The sequence below is a fragment of the Micromonospora sp. WMMD730 genome (genome assembly GCF_049178955.1).
Taxonomy (GTDB): Bacteria; Actinomycetota; Actinomycetes; order Mycobacteriales; family Micromonosporaceae; genus Micromonospora; species Micromonospora wenchangensis.
Map to the genome: position 1 here is coordinate 1,514,067 of NZ_JBMHML010000002.1, position 20,312 is coordinate 1,534,378.

The 20,312-nt window shown below is 71.9% G+C and carries 25 protein-coding genes; 11 read left to right on the plus strand and 14 right to left on the minus strand.

The features are described from left to right. Positions 1-81 precede the first annotated feature (81 nt). From erpA to ACN265_RS06895, 3 genes are all read left to right on the plus strand, one after another. Entirely contained in the window at positions 82-450 is a 369-nt protein-coding gene (erpA, locus tag ACN265_RS06885) for an iron-sulfur cluster insertion protein ErpA (RefSeq protein ID WP_067314213.1), read from the plus strand. Positions 451-556: 106 nt separating this feature from the next. Then, positions 557-1,534, plus strand: a complete 978-nt coding sequence (locus ACN265_RS06890) for a carbohydrate kinase family protein (protein WP_421406427.1) — start codon at positions 557-559, stop codon at positions 1,532-1,534. Continuing rightward, a complete protein-coding gene (locus tag ACN265_RS06895; protein ID WP_420115306.1) occupies positions 1,531-2,031 on the plus strand; it encodes an AAA family ATPase in 501 nt (166 codons plus the stop codon). The genes ACN265_RS06890 and ACN265_RS06895 overlap by 4 nt, the downstream gene beginning before the upstream one ends. Positions 2,032-2,174: 143 nt before the next feature. Here the strand turns inward: ACN265_RS06895 and ACN265_RS06900 are convergent, their stop codons facing one another. Continuing rightward, positions 2,175-2,384: a DUF397 domain-containing protein gene (locus ACN265_RS06900; RefSeq protein ID WP_421406429.1), complete on the minus strand. Its 210-nt coding sequence runs from the start codon at positions 2,382-2,384 to the stop codon at positions 2,175-2,177. Between the two features lie 18 nt (positions 2,385-2,402). After that, the gene (locus tag ACN265_RS06905; protein ID WP_421406430.1) at positions 2,403-3,251 is read right to left on the minus strand and encodes a helix-turn-helix domain-containing protein; all 849 of its coding nucleotides are present in this window, start codon (positions 3,249-3,251) and stop codon (positions 2,403-2,405) included. A gap of 104 nt (positions 3,252-3,355) precedes the next feature. Between ACN265_RS06905 and ACN265_RS06910 the strand changes: the two genes are divergently transcribed. Next, the gene (locus ACN265_RS06910; protein ID WP_421406431.1) at positions 3,356-3,688 is read left to right on the plus strand and encodes a hypothetical protein; all 333 of its coding nucleotides are present in this window, start codon (positions 3,356-3,358) and stop codon (positions 3,686-3,688) included. Between the two features lie 73 nt (positions 3,689-3,761). Here ACN265_RS06910 and ACN265_RS06915 read toward each other — a convergent pair whose 3' ends face one another. Both ACN265_RS06915 and ACN265_RS06920 read right to left on the minus strand, forming a co-directional pair. Then, the gene (locus ACN265_RS06915) at positions 3,762-3,977 is read right to left on the minus strand and encodes a sulfurtransferase TusA family protein (RefSeq protein ID WP_204927893.1); all 216 of its coding nucleotides are present in this window, start codon (positions 3,975-3,977) and stop codon (positions 3,762-3,764) included. A gap of 152 nt (positions 3,978-4,129) precedes the next feature. Further along, entirely contained in the window at positions 4,130-5,281 is a 1,152-nt protein-coding gene (locus ACN265_RS06920) for a cysteine desulfurase family protein (RefSeq protein ID WP_421406432.1), read from the minus strand. A gap of 171 nt (positions 5,282-5,452) precedes the next feature. Here ACN265_RS06920 and coxB point away from each other — a divergent pair, with 171 nt between their 5' ends. Together coxB and ACN265_RS06930 are read left to right on the plus strand one after the other, a co-directional pair. Further along, positions 5,453-6,424 carry a cytochrome c oxidase subunit II gene (gene coxB, locus ACN265_RS06925; protein WP_088644664.1) on the plus strand — a complete coding sequence of 324 codons (972 nt, stop codon included), beginning with the start codon at positions 5,453-5,455 and terminating at the stop codon, positions 6,422-6,424. A 10-nt stretch (positions 6,425-6,434) separates the two neighbouring features. Beyond that, positions 6,435-6,863, plus strand: a complete 429-nt coding sequence (locus ACN265_RS06930) for a cytochrome c oxidase subunit 4 (protein ID WP_420118887.1) — start codon at positions 6,435-6,437, stop codon at positions 6,861-6,863. Positions 6,864-7,007: 144 nt separating this feature from the next. Here the strand turns inward: ACN265_RS06930 and ACN265_RS06935 are convergent, their stop codons facing one another. The 5 genes from ACN265_RS06935 to ACN265_RS06955 all read right to left on the minus strand — a co-directional run bounded on the left by ACN265_RS06935 (position 7,008) and on the right by ACN265_RS06955 (position 10,662). After that, positions 7,008-7,418 (minus strand): VOC family protein, encoded by a 411-nt coding sequence (locus tag ACN265_RS06935; protein ID WP_421406434.1) that lies wholly within the window; start codon positions 7,416-7,418, stop codon positions 7,008-7,010. Positions 7,419-7,514: 96 nt separating this feature from the next. Continuing rightward, entirely contained in the window at positions 7,515-7,721 is a 207-nt protein-coding gene (locus ACN265_RS06940; protein WP_420118885.1) for a hypothetical protein, read from the minus strand. Between the two features lie 200 nt (positions 7,722-7,921). Further along, the gene (gene trpD, locus ACN265_RS06945) at positions 7,922-8,968 is read right to left on the minus strand and encodes an anthranilate phosphoribosyltransferase (RefSeq protein ID WP_420118884.1); all 1,047 of its coding nucleotides are present in this window, start codon (positions 8,966-8,968) and stop codon (positions 7,922-7,924) included. Between the two features lie 87 nt (positions 8,969-9,055). After that, positions 9,056-9,451: a hypothetical protein gene (locus ACN265_RS06950; RefSeq protein WP_363651528.1), complete on the minus strand. Its 396-nt coding sequence runs from the start codon at positions 9,449-9,451 to the stop codon at positions 9,056-9,058. Between the two features lie 176 nt (positions 9,452-9,627). Then, positions 9,628-10,662 (minus strand): cytochrome c oxidase assembly protein, encoded by a 1,035-nt coding sequence (locus ACN265_RS06955; protein ID WP_421406435.1) that lies wholly within the window; start codon positions 10,660-10,662, stop codon positions 9,628-9,630. 108 nt (positions 10,663-10,770) lie between these two features. On the opposite strand from ACN265_RS06955, the gene ACN265_RS06960 reads away from it, so the two are divergent. From ACN265_RS06960 to ACN265_RS06980, 5 genes are all read left to right on the plus strand, one after another. After that, the gene (locus ACN265_RS06960; protein ID WP_088644671.1) at positions 10,771-11,370 is read left to right on the plus strand and encodes a cytochrome c oxidase subunit 3; all 600 of its coding nucleotides are present in this window, start codon (positions 10,771-10,773) and stop codon (positions 11,368-11,370) included. Between the two features lie 72 nt (positions 11,371-11,442). Further along, positions 11,443-12,276, plus strand: coding sequence for a cytochrome c (locus tag ACN265_RS06965; protein ID WP_421406437.1), 834 nt, complete (start codon positions 11,443-11,445; stop codon positions 12,274-12,276). Between the two features lie 67 nt (positions 12,277-12,343). Beyond that, entirely contained in the window at positions 12,344-13,429 is a 1,086-nt protein-coding gene (locus ACN265_RS06970) for a ubiquinol-cytochrome c reductase iron-sulfur subunit (RefSeq protein ID WP_204927834.1), read from the plus strand. Further along, positions 13,426-15,057, plus strand: a complete 1,632-nt coding sequence (locus ACN265_RS06975; RefSeq protein ID WP_421406438.1) for a cytochrome b — start codon at positions 13,426-13,428, stop codon at positions 15,055-15,057. Before ACN265_RS06970 ends, ACN265_RS06975 begins: the two co-directional genes overlap by 4 nt. A 181-nt stretch (positions 15,058-15,238) precedes the next feature. After that, complete coding sequence (locus ACN265_RS06980; RefSeq protein WP_363792301.1) at positions 15,239-15,916, plus strand: DUF4142 domain-containing protein; 678 nt, start codon at positions 15,239-15,241, stop codon at positions 15,914-15,916. Between the two features lie 69 nt (positions 15,917-15,985). Here the strand turns inward: ACN265_RS06980 and ACN265_RS06985 are convergent, their stop codons facing one another. From ACN265_RS06985 to ACN265_RS07005, 5 genes are all read right to left on the minus strand, one after another. Then, complete coding sequence (locus tag ACN265_RS06985; protein WP_088644676.1) at positions 15,986-16,273, minus strand: Lrp/AsnC family transcriptional regulator; 288 nt, start codon at positions 16,271-16,273, stop codon at positions 15,986-15,988. Positions 16,274-16,350: 77 nt separating this feature from the next. Then, positions 16,351-16,965, minus strand: a complete 615-nt coding sequence (locus tag ACN265_RS06990; RefSeq protein ID WP_357932288.1) for a hypothetical protein — start codon at positions 16,963-16,965, stop codon at positions 16,351-16,353. Between the two features lie 23 nt (positions 16,966-16,988). Further along, complete coding sequence (locus tag ACN265_RS06995; protein WP_420119367.1) at positions 16,989-17,849, minus strand: sugar phosphate nucleotidyltransferase; 861 nt, start codon at positions 17,847-17,849, stop codon at positions 16,989-16,991. Then, positions 17,846-18,367 carry an NUDIX domain-containing protein gene (locus ACN265_RS07000; protein ID WP_357932284.1) on the minus strand — a complete coding sequence of 174 codons (522 nt, stop codon included), beginning with the start codon at positions 18,365-18,367 and terminating at the stop codon, positions 17,846-17,848. The genes ACN265_RS06995 and ACN265_RS07000 overlap by 4 nt, the downstream gene beginning before the upstream one ends. Positions 18,368-18,434: 67 nt before the next feature. After that, a complete protein-coding gene (locus tag ACN265_RS07005) occupies positions 18,435-20,222 on the minus strand; it encodes a RelA/SpoT family protein (protein ID WP_420119370.1) in 1,788 nt (595 codons plus the stop codon). Positions 20,223-20,312: the final 90 nt, after the last annotated feature.

Below are 20,312 nucleotides of genomic sequence, written 5' to 3' on the forward strand. Positions count from 1 at the left end.
CTGGACCACACCGGGAATCACTGGGCGACGCGTGCTGTTGGCCAGGGTGTCCGGACCCATACCGCGCAGGGAGATTTCCACGTGACCACGCCAGCGCAGACCGACTCGACCGAGGCCCAGGCCCCTACTTCCGTCGTCCTCACCGACGTCGCGGCGCAGAAGGTCAAGGCCCTGATCGAGCAGGAAGGCCGCGACGACCTGCGGCTCCGGGTCGCGGTGCAGCCGGGTGGCTGCTCCGGCCTGCGGTACCAGCTCTTCTTCGACGAGCGCTCGCTCGACGGTGACGTCGTCACCGACTTCGACGGCGTCGGCGTCGTCGTCGACCGGATGAGCGCCCCCTACCTGGCCGGGGCGACCATCGATTTCGCCGACCGGATCGACGCCCAGGGCTTCACCATCGACAACCCCAACGCGGGCAGCTCCTGCGCCTGCGGCGACTCGTTCAGCTGAGTCCCGGTCCGTCCGAGGGGGCCGTCCCGCGCCGGGACGGCCCCCTCGTCGTTCCGCCCGGACCGGTAGGCTGACCCGCGCCGTGCTCCCGACCCCGAGGGTTGACATGAAGATCGCCGTGACCGGCTCGATCGCGACCGACCACCTGATGAGCTTCCCGGGTCGCTTCGCCGACCAGCTCATCGCCGACCAGCTGCACAAGGTGTCGCTCTCCTTCCTGGTGGACGACCTGGTGCTGCGTCGGGGCGGGGTGGCCGCCAACATCGCCTTCGGCATGGGGCAGCTCGGGCTGAGTCCGATCCTGCTCGGCGCGGTCGGCGCCGACTTCGCCGACTACCGCTCCTGGCTGGAGCGGCACGGCGTCGACTGTGACTCGGTGCACGTCAGTGAGGTGGCGCACACCGCCCGCTTCGTCTGCACCACCGACACCGACATGTGCCAGATCGCCTCGTTCTACGCGGGCGCGATGAGTGAGGCCCGCAACATCGAGCTGGGCCCCGTCGCGGACCGGCTCGGCGGCCTCGACCTGGTCCTGGTCAGCGCGAACGACCCGGAGGCGATGATCCGGCACTCGGCCGAGTGCCGGGACCGGGGCTACGCCTTCGTCGCCGACCCGTCCCAGCAGCTCGCCCGGATGGACGGCGCGGACGTGGTCTCGCTGATCGACGGCGCCGAGTACCTGATGACCAACGACTACGAGAAGTCACTGCTGCAGAGCAAGGCCGGCCTGACCGACGCCCAGCTCCTGGAGCGGGTGAAGGTCCGGGTCACCACCCTCGGCAAGGACGGTGTCGAGATCGCCACCCGGGACGCGGAGCCGTTCCGGGTGCCGATCGCCCGGGAGATCCGGGCCGTCGACCCGACCGGGGTCGGCGACGGCTTCCGGGCCGGTTTCTTCGCCGCCCTGTCCTGGGGTCTCGGCCTGGAACGCGCCGCCCAGGTCGGCTCGCTGCTGGCCACCCTGGTGCTGGAGACCGTCGGCACCCAGGAGTACGACGTGCGCCGCGACCTGTTCGTCAAGCGGCTGGCCGAGTCGTACGGGGACGCCGCCGCCGAGGACGTTCGGCCGCACCTGGTGCCATGACGCAGCTCCTGGTCGTCTTCGCCGGCCTGCCGGGGGTGGGCAAGAGCACCCTCGCCGGGCAGGTCGGCGTGGCGCTGGGCGCGGCGGTGCTGGCGGTCGACCCGATCGAGCGGGCGCTGGCCCGGCACGGGCTGACCGGCCCCGGGTCGGGCCCGGCCGGCTACGACGCGCTGGCCGGGCTGGCCGAGGTGCAGCTGGGGCTGGGCACCAGCGTGGTGGTCGACGCGGCCAACCCGGCAGCCGGCACCCGGGGGCTCTGGTTCGAGCTGGCCGAGCGGGCCGGGGTGCCGCTGCGGCTGATCGAGGTGTACTGCGGCGACGAGGCGGAACTGCGCCGCCGGGTCGAGGCTCGGCATGCCGCCGACCCGCTCGCCCCGACCTGGGAGCAGACCCGGCAGCGCGGCACGGGGTACGAACCGCTGATCGGCCCCCGCCTGGTGGTCGACACCACCATCCCGATCGACCCGCTCCCGGCGATCCTGCGGTACCTCACCTGACCCCGGCCCGACTGGCTGTTCCGGTCCGGGCACCTGGCTGTCCTGGTCCGGGCACCTGGCTGTCCCGGTCCTGGTCCGCACCTGGCGTGCGGCCGGTTCGGCTGGCGGCCGGTTTCGGAGAAGGCGGCCCGCGTCGGGCGGGGTCAGCCGGCCTGACCGGGGGAGCGGGCCGGGGTGGCGGCGACGAACGCCGCCCACTGACGGGCGGGGAAGATCAGCACCGGGCCGGCGGGGTCCTTGCTGTCCCGCACCGCCACCCCGTCGGGCAGGACGGCACACTCGACACAGTCGCCGTTGTTGGCGCTGCGGCTGCTGGTGAACCAGCGGGCGGTGGTGAGGTCGGGGGTGCGCACGGTGGCCTCCGAGGGGCGCTAGGCCGCGCCGGCCAACTCCCTGATCAACGCGCGCGACTCGGCGGGCGAGAGGGCGACCTGGCGCAGGTTGTCTGCCACCATGCTATAGGTGCGTACCCCGTCCGGGTCCTGCACGTACATCGCCCCGTCGAGCACCTCGGTGTAGGCGATCGGGCGGACGTTGGCGAAGTCCAGCAGGACGAACTTTCCCAGTGGCGTCGCGGCGTGCGGGCCGTCCTCGGGGCGGAGCACCTGCACGGTGACGTTCGGCAGCTCGGACATGGTGGCCAGGTGGGCGAGCTGGGCCCGCCGGGTCTCGTCGCCGTTGACCCGTAGCCGCAGCGCCGCCTCGCCGATCACCGCGTGCAGGGTGAGCGGGTCGTCGTCGGTGAGCCGCCGGGCCCGGGTCTGCCGGAACGACACGAAACGTTCGGCGTGGTCGGGGCGGACGAATCCGGTGCCCAGGGTCAGCGCCTGGGCGTACTCCTCGGTCTGGAGCAGACCGGGGATGACCATCGACTCGAACACGAACGCCCCGTCGGCCAGCCCTTCCAGCCCGACGTACGTCTTGAACCAGTCCGGCATCACCGCGGCCCAGGGTGCCCACCAGGTCTTGGCGTCGGAGCGGCCGGCCAGCGTGGTCAGCCGGTCGATCGCGGGCTGGTCGGCCCCGCAGGCGCGGAGCACGGCCGCGATGTCCTCGGGAAACTGCTGGTAACGGCCGGTCTCCATGTGGCCGAGCTTCGGCTTGCCGATGCCGGTGCGGGCCGACAGCTCGGTCAGCGTCATCGGTGCCTCGCGGCGATACCGACCCAGCTCGGCACCGATCAGCCAGCGCAGCGCCGAAGGATCTGTTCGCCTGCCCATGTATCGCCTCCACGACTCGTACCGACGAAGAACATCATGCCGTCGAGTCTTCCGAAGAGCAAGGATAGGAGCTATACGTATAGCAACGACTCTTGGAGGTGGTCATGCCTGACCCCGCGCCGCTCGGCACGCCCGAGGAGTTCCACCTGATGCTCGTCGACCTTGCGAACGAGTTCGCCCCACGCCGGTTCGCGCTCTGCGAGGAGTACGGCGACCGCCTCGACGGCGGGGTCTTTGCCTGGGGCCTGGCCTTCCCCGACAGCGCCCTGCTGCGCCACGACGGAAGAACGTCGACCGGGCACTTCGCCACCGCCGAGAGCGCGCTGCGGCTCTTCGCCCGCACCGGCCGCCGCCTCCACCTGATCTGGATCGACACCCCCACCCCCACCCCCGCCCCTGTCGATCATGGAGTTGTGGTGCCTTCGAACCGGCAGTAATGCCGCAGATCGACCACCACAACTCCATGATCGACGGAGTGGGGCAGGGTGGGGCGGAGCGGGGTGGGGTGGGTCAGTGGGTGCGGCGGATGTCGTAGCCCGGGCCCTCGGGGGTGGTGGCGACGAACTCCTGGGCGCGCATCCGGCACCAGGCGGGGATGTCGACGGCGGCGGCTGGGTCGTCGGCGAGGACCCGCAGGACCGTGCCGACGGGCAGCTCGGGCAGCCGGCGGGCCAGCGCGATCACCGGCAGCGGGCAGCGCTGCCCCCGACAGTCCAGCACCTCCACCGGCCCGGTCCCGTCGCCGCCCGCCCCGGTCGGTCGGGCCCCGTCGCCGCTGGCCCCGGTCCGGGGGCCCACCGGTCCCGCCTCGCCGCCGCCCGGCCCGGTCGGGAGGCCGTCCGCGCCGGTTCGGCGGCCGTCCGGCCCGGGTGGGGTGGTCACAGGCCGACCACGCCGGCGTCGGCGCGCAGCTCGGCGACGATCCCGGGCAGCTCGGCGAGGAACCGATGCACGTCCGCCTCGGTGGTCTCCCGGTGCAGCGACACCCGGACGTTGCCGTGCGACAGCACCCCCATCGCCTCCAGCACGTGCGACGGGCGCAGGGTGGAGGAGGTGCAGGAGGAGCCGGAGGAGACGGCGAAGCCACGCCGGTCCAGCGCGTGCAGCAGCACCTCGCCGTCGACGTACAGGCAGGAGAACGTCACCAGGTGGGGGAGCCGGTCGACCGGGTCGCCGACCACCTCCACGTCCGGCACCTCGGCGGCGACCCGGGACCGGATCAGGTCCACCAGGGGCGTCAGCCGGGCCGCCTCGGCCGCCGCGTCGGCCGCCGCCGCGCGCAGGCTCGCCGCCGCCGCCACCGCCGCCGGCAGGTTCACCACCCCGGGGGTACGCCCGAACTCCCGCTCGTCGGCCGGCCACGGCGACTCCCAGCGGGTGCCCTTGCGGACCACCAGCAGCCCGACCCCCGGCGGACCGCCCCACTTGTGCGCGCTGGCGGTCAGCACCGACCAGCCGGCGGGCACCGGCACCCGGCCGACGAGCTGGGCCGCGTCGACGTACAGCGGCACCCCGACGGCGGCGCAGGCGTCGGCCGCCCCGGCGACCGGCTGCACGGTGCCCACCTCGTGACTGGCCCCGATCAGCGTCGCCAGCGCCACCCCGGGGGAGCGCACCGCCGCCGACCACGCATCCAGGTCGAGGCGTCCGAGCCGGTCCACCGGTACGGAGGTGGCGGCCCCGCCGGCCGCGACGTGCCGCTGCGCGGCGTGCAGCACCGCGGAGTGCTCGATCGCCGAGTGCACCAGCGTCGCCCCGGCCCGCTGTCGTCCGACCAGGCCACCGAGTACGGCGGAGTGCGCGGCGTGCGTACCGCTGGGGGTGAAGGAGACCTCGTCGGGGCGGACGCCGAGGGTGGCGGCGGTGGCCTCGCGGGCGGCGTCGAGGAGCTGCCCGGCCCGGCGGGCCCGGCTGTAGAGGCGGGCGGGGTCGGCCCAGCCGTCGTCGAGGGCGGCCAGCAGCGCCTGCCGGGCCACCGGGTGCAGCGGCGCGGCGGTGGCCGCGTCCAGGTAGACCGGGTGGGCACTCACGACCGCAGACGCTATCGCGTCGAAGGCGGACGGCACCCCCCGATGGGGGCGGACACTGACCCCAAGACCGTCGAGCCCGCCATGGTCGAGTAATCTGCGACCGTCGGTGACGCCTTTGCCGTCGGTGCTGATGGAATACCCCACCGCGGCGCGCTAGGGAGGCAGGACCAGGTGGTCGCAAGGAGTTCGGAGGTACGGCCGTCGGCCGTACGGCACGGTGCTTCCCCCGGAGCCGGTGTGCGTCGGCGGCGTGGTGCTGGCCGGCTCGCCGGGCTCGGTCTCGGCGGAGCTGCGCTGCTGGTTCTGCTCACCGGGTGTGACGTCGGCCGCTCGGTCGACGGCTTCGGCTGGCCGCAGGGCGGCATCACCCCCGAGTCGCACCGGATGTACGACCTGTGGATCGCCTCCTGCATCGCCGCCCTGGCGGTCGGTGTCTTCGTCTGGGGCCTGATCTTCTGGTGCGTCGTGCGTTACCGCAAGCGCGGCAACGAGCTGCCGGTGCAGACCCGCTACAACCTGCCGATGGAGTTCCTCTACACCATCGCGCCGATCCTGATCGTCTCCGTGCTCTTCTACTACACGGCCGTGGTCCAGACCGACGTGGTGCGCACGACGAAGAACCCCGACGTCACCGTCGAGGTCGTCGCCTTCAAGTGGAACTGGCAGTTCAACTACCGCGACGGCCAGGGCACCGAGGCCAACACCGTGGCGTCGGTGCTGGGCACCAGCGAGGTCATCCCGGTGCTGGTGCTGCCGACCAACCGGTCCATCCGGTTCGAGGAGACCAGCCGCGACGTCATCCACTCCTTCTGGGTGCCGGAGCTGCTGTTCAAGCGCGACGTGATGCCCGGCAAGATCCGTAACGTGTTCGAGGTCTCCAAGCTGGAGTCCGAGGGCGCGTACGTGGGTCGCTGCGCCGAGCTGTGCGGCAGCTACCACGCCTTCATGAACTTCGAGCTGCGGGTGGTCTCCCCGGAGGCGTACGACCAGTTCCTCGCGGCCAAGCGGGACGGCAAGTCGACGCAGGAGGCGCTGACCGCCATCGGTCAGGACCCCTACGCGAAGACCACGCAGCCCTTCGACACCCGTCGTACGAAGGACAACTTCAACCCGGACGACGCGTCCGCGAGCGCGGGAAACTGAGGTATCCGGCATGAAGACCGAGTGGCGTATCTTCCTGATCATCGCCGTGTTCCTGCTCGGCGCGACGGCCCTCTACGGCGCGTGGACGTACGGCGACTCCGGCGGCCAGGTCGAGTGGGTCGGCACGGTGGCCCTGCTGCTGTCCTTCCTGCTCTGCGCGATGTGCGGCGGCTTCTTCTGGTTCGTCTCCCGCCGCATCGACCTGCGTCCGGAGGACCGGCCGGACGGTGAGATCGCCGACGGCGCGGGCGAGATCGGCTTCTTCAGCCCCGGCAGCTACTGGCCGTTCGGGCTGGCGCTGGCCGCCGCGGTCGCCGGTCTCGGCCTGGTGTTCTGGCAGTTCTGGCTGCTCGGCCTGGGCCTGGTGATGGTCATCTTCGCCGCCTGCGGCCTGCTCTTCGAGTACTACTCCGGCACCCGGCGTACCGCCGAGCACTGATCCGACGACGACGGGCCTGTCTCCCCACCCGGGAGGCGGGCCCGTCGTCGTCGGGTGATCGACTCCAGCGGGCCGAAGTAGCGGTATCGCCGCGACCTGATACCGCTGTTTCGGCTCAATAGTGTGGATCAACCATGCTGTGGATCAGGCTGGCTCGGGCCAGACGGGCCCCTGGTCGGTCCAGGTGACACCCCGGTTGCGGCAGAGGCAGAAGGGGTGGCCGACGGGGTCGGTGTAGACCCGCCATCCGTAGCCTTCGGGGCCGACGAAGTCCTGCGCCAGGGTCGCGCCGAGGGCCAGGACGCGGTGCTGTTCGGCCTCGATGTCGTCGACCTCGAAGTCGAGGTGGAACTGCTTGGGGTGCTCGCCGTCGGGCCACCGTGGGGCGCGGTAATCCGCCACCCTGATGAAGGCCAACTCGATGTCGCCGAACCGGATGCCGGCCCACTCCTCGTCGCTGCCCTCCTTGACCGGGCGACCCGTCACCTCGGCGTAGAAGGCCGCCAGCCGCATCGTGTCCGGGCAGTCGATGATGAAATCCGTGAGTCGGAGCATCAGGTGATCCTGTCATGCCGCTCAGCAGACCGGATTGCGCGACGGGGCCTCCGGGCGGACCCCGCGACGGGACCTCCGGGCGGCGTCCCGCAGGGGTCAGGCCGCGTGGCGGCCGGGTGACGGGCGGCGGCGACGGTCGGCCAGGCGGGTGGGCTGGAAGGCGAAGGTGGCGATCAGCACCGCCGCGCCGCAGCCGGTGCAGAGCAGCTCGGGGCAGTCGGCACCGTGGCCGTCGGCGCACGGTGGCGCCTCGAACGGCTGAACGCCCTCGCAGGTGTCGCAGTAGAGCTCGCGGTCCGACACGGGCGTCTCCTCTCGCTCCGGAACCCGCCGATGGACATCGCCGCCATCGTCGGAAACGGAAGAACTACTCCCGTGTAGTTTCCCACGCCCCTCCGACACCTCCCCGCCAGCCCCGCCAGTCCACCAGCCCCGTCAGTCCATGCCCGGCACACCGCTCGGCCCGGGGGAGCGGGTCAGAGCGGGCCAGGCGGAACGGCGGGTCAGAGGGAGCGGGCTACGTCGACCCAGCGGTCCAGGACGGCCGCCGCCGCCCCCGAGTCGACGGACTCGGCGGCCCGGGCCATGCCGGCGCGCACTGCCTCGGTGAGGTCACCGTCCAGCGGGGTCTGGGTGGCCAGTGCGACGGCCGCGTTGACCAGGACGGCGTCGCGGACCGGACCGGTCTCGCCGGCCAGCAGCCGGTGGGCCACGGCGGCGTTGTGGGCCGCGTCGCCGCCCCGCAGGTCGGCCAGGGTGGACCGGGGTACCCCGAGGTCGGCTGCGTCCAGCAGCGCCTCCCGTACGGTGCCCTGCTGGGCCACCCAGACCCGGGTCGGCGCGGCGGTGGTGAACTCGTCCAGGCCGTCCTCGCCGCGCATCACGATCACCGAGTCGCCCCGACGGGCGAAGACCTCGGCCATCACGGAGGCCATCCGGGCGTCGAAGCAGCCGACCGCGCCGGCGTGCGGCCGGGCCGGGTTGGTCAGCGGGCCGAGGAAGTTGAACGCGGTCGGCACGCCGATCTCCCGGCGGACCGGGCCGGCGTGGCGCATCCCCGGGTGGAACCGGGGCGCGAAGCAGAAGCCGATCCCCGCCTCGGCCACGCACCGGGCCACCTGCTCCGGGCCGAGATCCAGCGGTACGCCGAAGAACTCCAGCAGGTCGGCGGTGCCGCACAGCGAGGACGCGGCCCGGTTGCCGTGCTTGACCACCCGGACACCGGCACCGGCCACCACCAGGGCGGTCATCGTGGAGATGTTGACCGTGTGGGCGAGGTCACCCCCGGTGCCCACCACGTCGACCGCGGTGCGCCGCAGCTCCTCCGGCAGGGTCACCGGCACCGCGTTGCCGAGCATCGCCTCGACCAGGCCGGCCAGCTCGGCCGGGGTCTCGCCCTTGGCGCGCAGCGCGACCGCGAAGCCGGCGATCTGCGCCGGGCCGGCGGCACCCGCCATGATCTCGTTCATCGCCCAGGCGGTGTCGGCGGTGGACAGCTCGTCGCCGCGCAGCAGCGCGTTGAGCAGGTGCGGCCAGGTCCGTTCGCCCATGGTGGGCCTCCCGAGCGGGCGTGGGGGTGCGGGTGGACGGGTGCGCCCGTCACCCCGGGCGCCTGGGCGCCGCCGAGTGCGTCTGACTCAGGCGGCGGCGTGCGTACGCAGCAGCTCGGCGACCGTGGTTCCGGTGGTCACCGGGTCGAGCGGGTGCATCAGCACGCCGTCGACCTGTGCGTACGAGGCGAGCCATCGGTCGGCGGCCCGGGCGATGACCACGCAGGTGGGTGGGGCGTCGTCCCGGTCGTCCTTGATCTGGCGGGCGATGCCGAGGCCGCCGCCGGGGCTGGCCTCGCCGTCGAGCAGCATCAGGTCGATCTCGTAGTCGTCGACCAGCCGGACGCAGCCGAAGTAGTCGGACGCCTCGACGAACTCGATCTGGATGCCCGGCGCGGGACGGGTGCCGACGGCCAGTCGCATCCGGTCCCGGACCTGCTGGTCGTCGCTGTAGAGCAGGACGGTGCAAAGACGCTCGCTCATGCCGGCACTCCGCTTCGCTCCGTGCCGTGATGAGGCACCGTCGCACTGAGCCTGACTCGCTCGCTGCGCTCACTCATGGGCTGTACTCCTCGTTGCTGCCCGTTGATCGTACCGGGCGGTGTGGCGTACCCGACATCCCGCCCGCCGGCCCCCGTCAGGGCGGGTGTCGCGGCAGCTCAGGACGGGGTTCCGGGGGCCGCGGCGGGGGTGGCGGGCGGACCTGCGGGGGCGGTGGTCGCGGCGTCGGAGGCGGGGACGGCGGCGGCCTCGGCGGCGCGGTCGCGGGCCTCCTGCCGGTCCAGCTCGCGGTCCACCCGGCGGGCCTCCCGCTCGGACTGCTTGATCCACTGGACCACCAGTACCGCGATCATCGTCACGCTGACGAACTCGCCACCGGCCCACAGGATGCCGCCGGCGACCACCTGGTCGTTCCACGGGTCGGACCAGGCCAGGTTGAGCGAGGGGTACCAGTCGCCGCCGAACAGCGTGGTGCTCTGCATGATGGTGAGCCCGAGCACGGTGTGGAACGGCACCGACAGCAGCATCAGCAGCGCCCGCGCCGGGTACGGCCAGCGGCCGGGCAGCGGGTCGAGCCCGAGCAGCGGCCAGAAGAACACGCAGCCGGTCATGATGAAGTGCGCGTGCACCAGCTCGTGCGCCCAGGCGTGTTCGAGGGTGTAGCGGTACAGGTCGGTGAAGTAGAGCGCGAACGGGTTGACCACGAAGATGGCGAACGCCACCAGCGGGAAGCCGTAGATCCGGGCGATCCGGCTGTGCACCACCGCCAGCAGCCGCTTGCGCGGGCCGACCGGCAGGGTGCGCAGCGCCAGGGTGACCGGCGCGCCCAGGGCCAGGAAGATCGGGGAGATCATCGACAGCACCATGTGCTGCACCATGTGCACCGAGAGCAGGGCGGTGTCGTAGGCGTGCAGGCCGCTGACCGTGACCGCGGCGATACCGCCCAGGCCGGGCCCGAGGAAGCAGACCGTACGGATCACCGGCCAGCGGTCCCCGCGCAGCCGCAGCCGGTGGACCCCGTAGAGGTAGAGGCCGGCGGCGAGGACCAGGCCCAGGGCGAGCCAGCTGTCCAGCCGGGTCTCGGTGAAGACCCGGGTGATGTCGAACGGCGGCGGTACCTCGACGCCGCCGGCCGCGAGGCCGGCGGGCGGGGCCCCCGAGGTGGCGGCGAAGATCGAATCGACGTGCAGCACGCTTTTCAGGCTAGGCCAGGCGAACCGGACCGCCACGATCGGGCCATCCCCGCCCCGGGTTTGGCACCCCGCTGATCGCCCGCCCCGGTCAAGGGCAATAATGACCGCGTGACTGCGGCCCCAGCCATTGACAAGAGCCGGATCCACTCTCTGACGCGGCCCAACATGGTCAGCGTCGGGACGATCGTGTGGCTCTCCAGCGAACTCATGTTCTTCGCGGCGCTGTTCGCGATGTACTTCTCGATCCGCGCGGCGGCGCCGGAGCAGTGGGAGAAGCACACCGAGGTCCTCAACATCCCCTATGCGACCACCTTCACGGTGATCCTGGTGCTGTCCTCGGTGACCTGCCAGCTCGGTGTGTTCGCGGCCGAGAAGGGTGACGTCCACGCCCTGCGGCGCTGGTTCACGATCACCTTCGTGATGGGCCTGATCTTCGTGCTCGGCCAGGCGAACGAGTACCTGACCCTGGTGCACGAGGGCGTGAAGATCAACGAAGACGGTTACGGGTCGATGTTCTACCTGACCACCGGCTTCCACGGCCTGCACGTGACCGGCGGTCTCATCGCCTTCATCATCTTCATGATCCGCACCACCATGGGTCGGTTCACCCCGGCCCAGGCCACGTCGGCGATCGTCGTGTCGTACTACTGGCACTTCGTCGACGTCGTGTGGATCGGGCTGTACGGCATGATCTACTGGCTTCAGTGATCTTGGCGTGTCAGGTTCCGCGCCGCTGCTCCGTCCCCTGAGACAAGGTCCAACCGGTTAAGGACACAGGTCATGACTTCTGACAACGACCGCCGACGCGGTCTGCTCGCGCGCCTGCGCGGGCGGCCCGCGGCGCGCAGCAGGGGCCGCCGCCGGCTGGGCGCGGCGTTCCGGCTGATCGCCGCGTTGACGCTGGCCGGCGGCGCCTACACCGTCTTCGCCCCCGGCGTGCAGGCGCAGGAAAACCCGCCGCTCACCGGCGCTGCGGCCGAGGGCAGGGTGCTGTTCGACGTGAGCTGCGTGACCTGCCACGGACGCAACGCCCAGGGTGTCGAGGGTCGTGGCCCGAGCCTGATCGGGGTGGGCTCCGCGTCGGTCGAGTTCCAGGTCGGCAGCGGTCGGATGCCGATGGCCCGGCAGGAGGCGCAGGCCATGCGCAAGCCGCCGGTCTTCACCGACGAGCAGGTGCGCCAGCTCGGCCAGTACATCCAGGAGCTCGGCGGGGGCCCGCAGGTCCCGCAGGGCAACCTCCGCGAGGGCGCCAACCTGGCCACCGGTGGCGAGCTGTTCCGGATCAACTGCTCGCAGTGCCACGCCTTCGGCGGTGGTGGCGGCGCGCTCTCCTCCGGCAAGTACGCCCCGAGCCTGAACCCGGCCAGCGACGCGCAGATCTACGCCGCGATGCTCAGCGGCCCGCAGAACATGCCGGTGTTCGGCGACAACCAGATCACCCCGGAGCAGAAGGCGGACATCATCGCCTACATCCAGGAGACCCTGAAGGCCGACCAGGACCAGGGCGGCTTCAACCTCGGTCGGTACGGCCCGTCCACCGAGGGCCTGGCGATCTTCCTGGTGGGCATCGTCGCACTGGTCTTCGCGAGCCTGTGGATTGCGGGCAAGTCGTGACCGGGCGGATCGTCAACACCATTGCCGTGGTGCCGTGCGCCGGCACCGCCCGTAGCGAGGTGACGGCATGAGCACCAAGACCGAGCAGCACGCCCCGCAGGACCGGGAGCCGCTCGACGTCCACGACCCCCGGCTCTCCCGGTTCGACATCGTCACCGAGGGCGCCCGCCGGGACGACATCGAGATCGTCCACTACGAGGAGCAGGTCGTCCCGGGCAGCAAGGCCGAGCGCCGGCTGACCCGTACGGTCGCGGCGATGTTCCTGCTCACCGGCCTGGCCGCCACCGCGTTCCTGGTCGTCTACATCTGGTGGCCCTGGGAGTACGAGCCGGGTCGCGGCGGCGACAAGTGGTACACCCCGCTGCTCGGCCTCACCCTGGGCATCGCCCTGCTCGGCATCGGCTTCGGCATCCTCACCTGGGGCAAGAAGCTGCTGCCCAAGGAGGTCTCGATCCAGGACCGGCACGACGGTCCCGGTTCGGCGGAGGACCGGAAGATCACCGGCGAGACCATGCTCTACCTCGCCGACGAGATGGGGGTACGGCGTCGTCCGCTGCTCGGCGTCTCGCTGGTCGCCGGCCTGCTGCCGGTCGGCGCGGTCGCCGCGGCCCCGCTGGTCGGCGGGCTGATCTCCAACCCGCACAAGAACAACCAGATGTTCACCACCGGCTTCGCCCCGCAGGACGGGAAGAAGATCCGGCTGGTCCGCGAGGACGGCCGGCCGATCCGCCCGGCCGACGTCAGCGCCGGTGGCCAGCTCACCGTGTTCCCGGGCATCGAGCACGGGGTGAGCAACAAGCACGCCGACTCGCCGACCCTGCTGATCCACCTGCGGGAGACCGACGCGGAGAAGTCCCGGCAGGCCAACTCGCGGGTCGGCCACGGTGACTACATGTGGGGCAACTACGCGGCGTACTCCAAGATCTGCACCCACGCCGGCTGCCCGGCGAGCCTGTACGAGCAGCAGACCAACCGGCTGCTCTGCCCGTGTCACCAGAGCCAGTTCCTGATCACCGACAACGCCCGGCCGGTCTTCGGCCCGGCGAGCCGGCGGCTGCCCCAGCTGCCGATCGAGGTGGACGAGGACGGCTTCTTCGTGGCGAAGTCCGACTACACCGAAACCGTCGGCCCCGACTTCTGGGAGCGGCCATGAAGCGCCGAAAGTTTGACGTAGCAGCGGTGCCGGGCAAGGCCGCCGGGGGAGTGGACGACCGCTTCCAGGTAGCCACCCCGCTGCGCAAGCTGCTCAACAAGGTCTTCCCGGACCACTGGTCGTTCCTGCTCGGCGAGATCGCGCTCTTCTCGTTCGTCGTGCTGCTGCTCACCGGGGTCTTCCTGACCTTCTTCTACGAGCCGGCGATGACCGAGGTGGTCTACAACGGCAGCTACGCCCCGCTGCGGGGCACCCCGATGTCGGCCGCGTACGCCTCCAGCCTGGACATCTCGTTCGATGTCCGGGGTGGCCTGATCATGCGGCAGATGCACCACTGGTCCGCGCTGCTGTTCATGGCCGCGATCGTGGTGCACATGATGCGGGTCTTCTTCACCGGCGCGTTCCGCAAGCCGCGGGAGACCAACTGGATCATCGGCTCGCTGCTGTTCTGGGTCGGCTTCCTGGCCGGCTTCACCGGCTACTCGCTGCCGGACGACGGCCTGTCCGGCACCGGTCTGCGGATCGCCTCCGGCATCATGCTGTCGATCCCGGTGATCGGCTCCTGGGTCACCTCGTCGGTCTTCGGCGGCGAGTTCCCCGGCGAGATCATCATCAGCCGGTTCTTCATCGCCCACGTGCTGCTGATCCCGGGCCTGCTGGTCGCGCTGATCAGCGCCCACCTGGGCCTGGTGTTCAAGCAGAAGCACACCCAGTGGCCCGGCCCCGGCCGGACCAACGAGAACGTGGTCGGCGAGCGGATGTTCCCGCGCTACGCGCTCAAGCAGGGCGGCTTCTTCATGGTCGTCTTCGGCGTGATCGCGCTGATGGGTGGCCTGTTCCAGATCAACCCGATCTGGTACTTCGGCCCGTACGAGGCGTGGGTGGTCTCGGCGGCCAGCCAGCCCGACTGGTACGTCATGTTCCTCGACGGCTCGACCCGCCTGATGCCCGCCTGGGAGATCAACATCCCGATCGGCAACGGGTACGTCATCCCGCCGCTGTTCTGGCCGACGGTCGTGCTGCCGGGCATCCTGGTCGGGCTCTCCACGCTCTACCCGTTCGTGGAGGCCCGGCAGCTCAAGGACTACCGGCACCACAACCTGCTGCAGCGCCCCCGGGACGTCCCGGCCCGGACCGCGGTGGGCGCGATGGCCGTCGCCTTCTACATCGTGCTGACCCTCTCCGGCGCCAACGACGTGATCGCCGACAAGTTCCACATCAGCCTGAACGCGATGACCTGGGCGGGCCGGATCGGGCTGCTGTTCATCCCGCCGCTGGCGTACTACGTCACGTACCGGATCTGCCTGGGTCTGCAGCAGCACGACCGGGAGGTGCTGGCCCACGGCGTGGAGACCGGCATCATCCGGCGGCTGCCCGACGGCCGGTTCGAGGAGGTCCACCAGCCGCTCAGCGCCGGTGACGGCCACGGGCACGGGCACGGCGAACTGGACTACGTCGGCTGGGTGGTGCCGAAGAAGATGAACCGGCTCGGGGCGCTCGGCCCGGCGATCCGGGGCTTCTTCTACCCGATCGAGAAGCCGGTCGAGGCGCCGGTCTCGCCGGGGCACCCGCCGGTGGAACCCCGCCCCGAGCGGGAGGAGATCGGCAGCGGGGATTCCCGCCGCTGACCTCCCCGTAGCACTGCACCGAAGCGCCCGCCGGAGTCCTCCGGCGGGCGCTTCGTCCGTTCCGGTGGCTGTCCGCCGGGCGGCCGGTGGGCGGCGTGACCGGCCCCCAACGGGTGGAAAGCGCAGGAATAACCCGCGCCAGCCGGGTATCCGTGCGGTCCAACGAAAACGGGGAGGGAACATGGTGGGTATCAAACGCCTGGGACTGCTGGCCACGCTGGTGGTGGTCGGCCTGGCCCCCGCGGCTGCCGCGCAGGCCGCCGCGCAGCCGTCGGCGCAGGACACCCAGTACCTGCAGGCGGTGCACCAGGTCAACCTGGCGGAGATCGTCACCGGCAACCTGGCCCAGAAGAAGGGTCAGAACGAGCAGGTCAAGCAGTTGGGACAGCAGTTCGTCACCGATCACACCCAGCTCGACCAGACGGTGAAGAGCACCGCCCAGCAGCTGAACGTGACCCTGCCGAACGCGCCGACGGCCGACCAGCAGAAGGTGATCGACAAGCTCAACGGTCTCAACGGCGCCGCGTTCGACAAGGCGTGGGTGACCGCTGAGCTGGCCGGTCACGTGCAGGCCATCCAGGCCACCCAGACCGAGATCTCGCAGGGCTCCGAGCAGTCGGTGGTCCAGCTCGCGCAGGACGCGCTGCCGGTGTTGCAGGCGCACTACGACGCGCTGGTCGCCCTGGCCCAGGAGTTGGGCATCCCGGTCCCGCAGACCAGCGCCAGCGGCACCGCGAGCCCGGGTGGCAGCGGTACGCCGGCACCGGGTGGCACGACCGAGTCCCCGGCCCCGGGCGGCACCACGGAGTCGCCGGAACCGGGTGGCACCACCGAGACGCCGGCTCCGGGTAACAGCTGACGTCCCGCACCACCTGACGGTGGCCGGTCCCCGACGGGGCCGGCCATCGTCGCCTGTCCGGCGCGGCGGTCAGTCGGCGCTGGCCAGGCCGATCGCGAACGCCTCCTCCAGGTCGTGTTGCGAGTAGGCGCGGAAGGCGATGTGCGACTCGGTGTTGAGCACGCCGGGGACCTTGGAGATGCTGCCGGCGATGACCTTGGCGATCTGCTCGAACTCCCGGACCCGGACGATGGCGATCAGGTCGACATGCCCGGCCACCGAGTAGACCTCGCTGACCCCGGGCAGGTTGGCCAGGTTCTCGGCCACCTCGGGGATCGAGTCGGTGGCGCAGTCGATCAGGACGATCGCGGTGATCACTGACGATTCTCCGTTCGTCGTGCCGGGCGCGACGCCGGCCTGGCGTCGCTGACCATGCTAGTGCCGCACGGCGTGGGTCAGAGCAGCATGGTGCGGGGGTCGGCGGCCATGGCGCGCAGCCAGGCGGCTGCCTCCGGGGCCCCCGGGCAGCGGGCGGTGTCCAGCGCGGCGGCCAGGGCGTACATCTCGGGCGGCGGGATGAGCAGGCTCTCCTTGCTGCGCAGCCCCAGCTTGACCGTGCCGGTGTCGGTGGTGACGGTGAGCACCGGGGTCCGGGTGACCGCGCCGGTGGCGACCACCGAGCCGTCGCTGGCGACGCCGGTGTGCGCGACGGCCGTGGCCTGCAACGTCACCGACCGGGCGGCCCGCAGGTCGACGCTCTTCGTGGTGAGCCTGACCACGGTGAGCCGGGAGCCCTCCAACCAGGCGTTCGTCCGCACGACGCTCGTGACCAGCAGACCGACGAAGACGATGACCAGCCCGGCCGACAGCAGCGCGACGACGGCCGGCACCGCCCCGCTGCCCGAGGTGCCCTGACCGGTCGTCGCGTTCAGGACGGTCCCGAGGATGGCACCGACACAGCCGCAGGTCACCGTGAGGAGGACACCCAGCACCACCAACGAGACGACCCGACCGGTACGGCTCGACCGGTAGCCGATCGACAGGGGGATCCGGGGCACGGAGGGCTGCATGCTGGTGATTCTGACACCGACGATCAACGTCCGCCCGGTACGGCCGCCACGGTGAGCCCGTCCGCGGCCCGGATCACGTCGCGGAGCCGTTCGTGGCGGCCGACCGTCGCGCCGGGCCAGACCACCACGCGCTCCACGTCACCGCGTACCACCGCGCCCGCGCCGACCACCGCGTGCCGGGCCCGGCCGGTGACGGTGGCGTCCGGGGCGACCAGCGTGCCGTCGCCGGCGGCGTGCAGGTTGGCCGCCAGGTAGTCGGCGGGCGTGCCGGTGTCGAAGAACGTGCCCGGGTACGGCACCACGGTCAGCTCGCCGGCCGCCTCCGCCGGCCGCCACACCGTGCGGACCAGGTCACCGAAGCTCGCCGGCAGCTCCCGCACCCGGTGCCAGGGCAGCAGCGAGAAACCGGTGAAGACGTGCCCGTCGAAGGTGCCGGGGGCGCGCGGGTCGGGTGCCGGCCGGCCCAGCAGGCGTACGGACCGGAAATCCCACCCGGCCAGCAGCGCCGCGACGTCCGGGCCGGGGGCGGCACCCGGATCGGCCAGGTACGCGTCGGCGTTGCCGACCAGCACCCCCCGCCCGGCGATCCAGTCCCGCAGGTTGCCCAGGCCGCCGGCGGTGCCCAACGGGTCACCCGGCTCCACCGACAGGTGCGCCCGGTCGCCGACGTGCGTCACCACCTGGTCGGCCAGGTAGCAGGCGTTCACCGCCACCCGCCGCGGCCCGGTCAGACCCAGCCCGGCCAGCCGGTGCAGGGCCCGGTCCAGCAGCGGCACGTTGCCGACCGGGCAGAGCGCCTTGGGCACCCGGGCGGTCAGCGGGCGCAGCCGGGTGCCCTCACCGGCGGCGAGCACCACCGCGCACACGCCGTCCGGGGCGGTCACGTCGTCGGCTGGCCGGCCTGCGGCCCGATGCCGTAGTGGCCGAGCAGATTGGCGGTGGCCCGGCTCAACCGGGGCAGGTCGTCCAGCGGGTGCCAGGCCGCCTCGAAGACCTCCGCGCCGTCCACCTTCAGCGGCGTGGTGGCGGCGGGCACCTCCGCCTCGAAGACCATGTCCACCCAGCCCCGGGTGTGCACCACCGCGTTCGGCACGGCCGGGCGGAGCTGTTCCGGGGCGAGCCGGACGCCGGACTCCTCGTACAGCTCGCGGGCCGCGCCGACGACCGGGGCCTCCCCGCGCTGGAGCAGGCCGGCGGGCAGCGTCCAACTGTGCCCGGGGGGCTGGCGCAGCAGCAGGAGCCGGCCGGCCCCGTCGGCCCCGCTGTCCCGGACCAGGGTCACCGCGCCGACGACGTACTTCGGGCCGGCGAGCCGGACCAGGCGACGACGCACCGAGACCGGCAGCCGGTAGAAGACCTTGTACGCGACGGCCCGGCCGGTGGCGCGGGAACGGAGGATCATGGCCTCCAGGCTAGGCCGTCGGTGCGCTGCCGTGGGGTGCGGGGCGACCGGTCACCCGGCCAGGGCCTCACTGTCGATGGTCGACCAGGTCGATGAGCTGGCGGACCACGGTGTCCGGTTCGACGGCCCGGTCGAAGACCGCGACCAGCAGGGTCTCCAGGTCGGGATAGCCGAGTTCCTCCGACAGCCGCAGCAGCGGCAGGTCGCTGGCCAGGCCCCGGTCGTGCTTGCGCAGCGCCAGGCCGATGGTGGCCCGCCCGAGGCGGACCTTGTCGGCGATGGAGATGCCGGGCTCGGTGTGCTCGGTGAACCAGCGGCTGATCTGCATCTGCGCGTGCGGCGACTTGACGAAGTCGAGCCACTCGCGGCGGGGCCCGCGGGGGGCGACGTCCGCCTCGAAGCCGCTCTCCGTGTCGCTCTCGGTGTAGATCTCCACCACGTCGCCCTCGTCCAGTTCGGACGCCAGCGGGGCGAGCCGGCCGTTGATCCGCGCCGCGAGACAGTGGTCGCCCCGCTCGGTGCCCAGCTCGTAGGCGAGGTCGACCGGGGTCGCCCCGGCCGGGAGCACCACCTGCCGGCCGTCGGCGACCACCTGGATCTGCGCCTCGGCGAGGTCGCACCGCAGCGACTGGAGGAACTGGGCCGGGTCGGGCGCCTCCTGCTCCCAGTCGAGCACCCGGCGCAGCCAGGAGAGCTGGTCGGTGTTGCTGGACCCGGTGGCGGCCCGGGGGAAACGGAAGTCGGCGGCCACCCCGTACTCGGCGCAGCGGTGCATCTCCCGGGTGCGGATCAGCACCTCGACCGTGCGCTCCTGCGGGCCGCAGACGCTGGTGTGCAGGGAACGGTAGAGGTTGTTCTTGGGGGAGGCGATGAAGTCCTTGAACCGGCCGGGGATCGGCCGCCAACGGCCGTGCACCGCGCCGAGGGCGGCGTAACAGTCGGTGGCCGGGCCGTCCACCACGATCACGATCCGGGGCAGGTCGTACGGCACGGCGTGCCCGCCGGCCACGGTGTCCTTCCAGATCGAGTAGAGGTGCCGGGGGCGGACGCTCACCTCGGCGTCGACCCGGCTGCGGCGCAGCGCCACCCTGGCCTGGGCCACCACGTCGTCGAGGTAGGCGTCCCAGCCGGGCCGGTCGTGCACGTGCCGGGCCAGCCGGGCGTGCTCGTCGGGTTCCAGGTGCAGCAGCACCACGTCGTCCAGGTCGCGCTTGAGGGTCTGGATGCCGAGCCGGTCGCAGAGCGGGACCAGCACCTCCTGGGTCTTGCGGGCGATCCGCTCCCGGGAGGCGGCCGAGCGGACCCCGAGGGTACGCATGTTGTGCAGCCGGTCGGCCAGCTTGATGATCAGCACCCGGACGTCCTTGCCGGCCGCGATGATCATCTTGCGGATCGTCTCCGCCTCGGCGGCCTTGCCGTAGAACGCCTTGTCGAACTTCGTCACCCCGTCGACCAGGTGCGCCACCTCGGGCCCGAAGTCCTCGCTGAGCGCCTGGAGGGTGTAGCGGGTGTCCTCCACCGTGTCGTGCAGCAGCGCCGCGACCAGGGTGGTGGTGTCCATCCCGAGGTCGGCGCAGATCTGGGCGACCGCCAGCGGGTGGGTGATGTACGGCTCGCCGCTCTTGCGGAACTGGCCGCGGTGCATGTTCTCGGCGATCGTGTACGCCCGACGCAGCACCGAGGCGTCCGCGCTCGAATGGATGCCCCGGTGGGTGCGGACGAGCTGGGTCACCGGGTCGGCGTCGTTGGCCGGCCAGCTCAACAGGGACCGGAGCCGCCGGGTCAGGGGCAACTCACCCGGCTGGGCCGGGAGCGCACCCCCCAGGGCGGCGCCGTGTCCGGCGTCGACGTCCACGAGGGACACCTCCTCACCCCGGCTCCACGGTCACCGTCGCCGGCAACCGGAAGCAGGCCCACGAAACGGGCAGGACTGCACTCCCTTAAC

Bases quoted from the DNA above. Each gene is read 5' to 3' on its own strand.
- ACN265_RS06905 (WP_421406430.1), bottom strand. From the start codon at position 3,251: ATGGGCAGGCGAACAGATCCTTCGGCGCTGCGCTGGCTGATCGGTGCC.
- ACN265_RS06950 (WP_363651528.1), bottom strand. From the start codon at position 9,451: ATGAGCGAGCGTCTTTGCACCGTCCTGCTCTACAGCGACGACCAGCAG.
- ACN265_RS06910 (WP_421406431.1), top strand. From the start codon at position 3,356: ATGCCTGACCCCGCGCCGCTCGGCACGCCCGAGGAGTTCCACCTGATG.
- ACN265_RS06930 (WP_420118887.1), top strand. From the start codon at position 6,435: ATGAAGACCGAGTGGCGTATCTTCCTGATCATCGCCGTGTTCCTGCTC.
- ACN265_RS06935 (WP_421406434.1), bottom strand. From the start codon at position 7,418: ATGCTCCGACTCACGGATTTCATCATCGACTGCCCGGACACGATGCGG.
- ACN265_RS06890 (WP_421406427.1), top strand. From the start codon at position 557: ATGAAGATCGCCGTGACCGGCTCGATCGCGACCGACCACCTGATGAGC.
- ACN265_RS06965 (WP_421406437.1), top strand. From the start codon at position 11,443: ATGACTTCTGACAACGACCGCCGACGCGGTCTGCTCGCGCGCCTGCGC.
- ACN265_RS07000 (WP_357932284.1), bottom strand. From the start codon at position 18,367: ATGATCCTCCGTTCCCGCGCCACCGGCCGGGCCGTCGCGTACAAGGTC.
- ACN265_RS06970 (WP_204927834.1), top strand. From the start codon at position 12,344: ATGAGCACCAAGACCGAGCAGCACGCCCCGCAGGACCGGGAGCCGCTC.
- ACN265_RS06990 (WP_357932288.1), bottom strand. From the start codon at position 16,965: ATGCAGCCCTCCGTGCCCCGGATCCCCCTGTCGATCGGCTACCGGTCG.
- ACN265_RS06980 (WP_363792301.1), top strand. From the start codon at position 15,239: ATGGTGGGTATCAAACGCCTGGGACTGCTGGCCACGCTGGTGGTGGTC.
- ACN265_RS06895 (WP_420115306.1), top strand. From the start codon at position 1,531: ATGACGCAGCTCCTGGTCGTCTTCGCCGGCCTGCCGGGGGTGGGCAAG.
- ACN265_RS06975 (WP_421406438.1), top strand. From the start codon at position 13,426: ATGAAGCGCCGAAAGTTTGACGTAGCAGCGGTGCCGGGCAAGGCCGCC.
- trpD (WP_420118884.1), bottom strand. From the start codon at position 8,968: ATGGGCGAACGGACCTGGCCGCACCTGCTCAACGCGCTGCTGCGCGGC.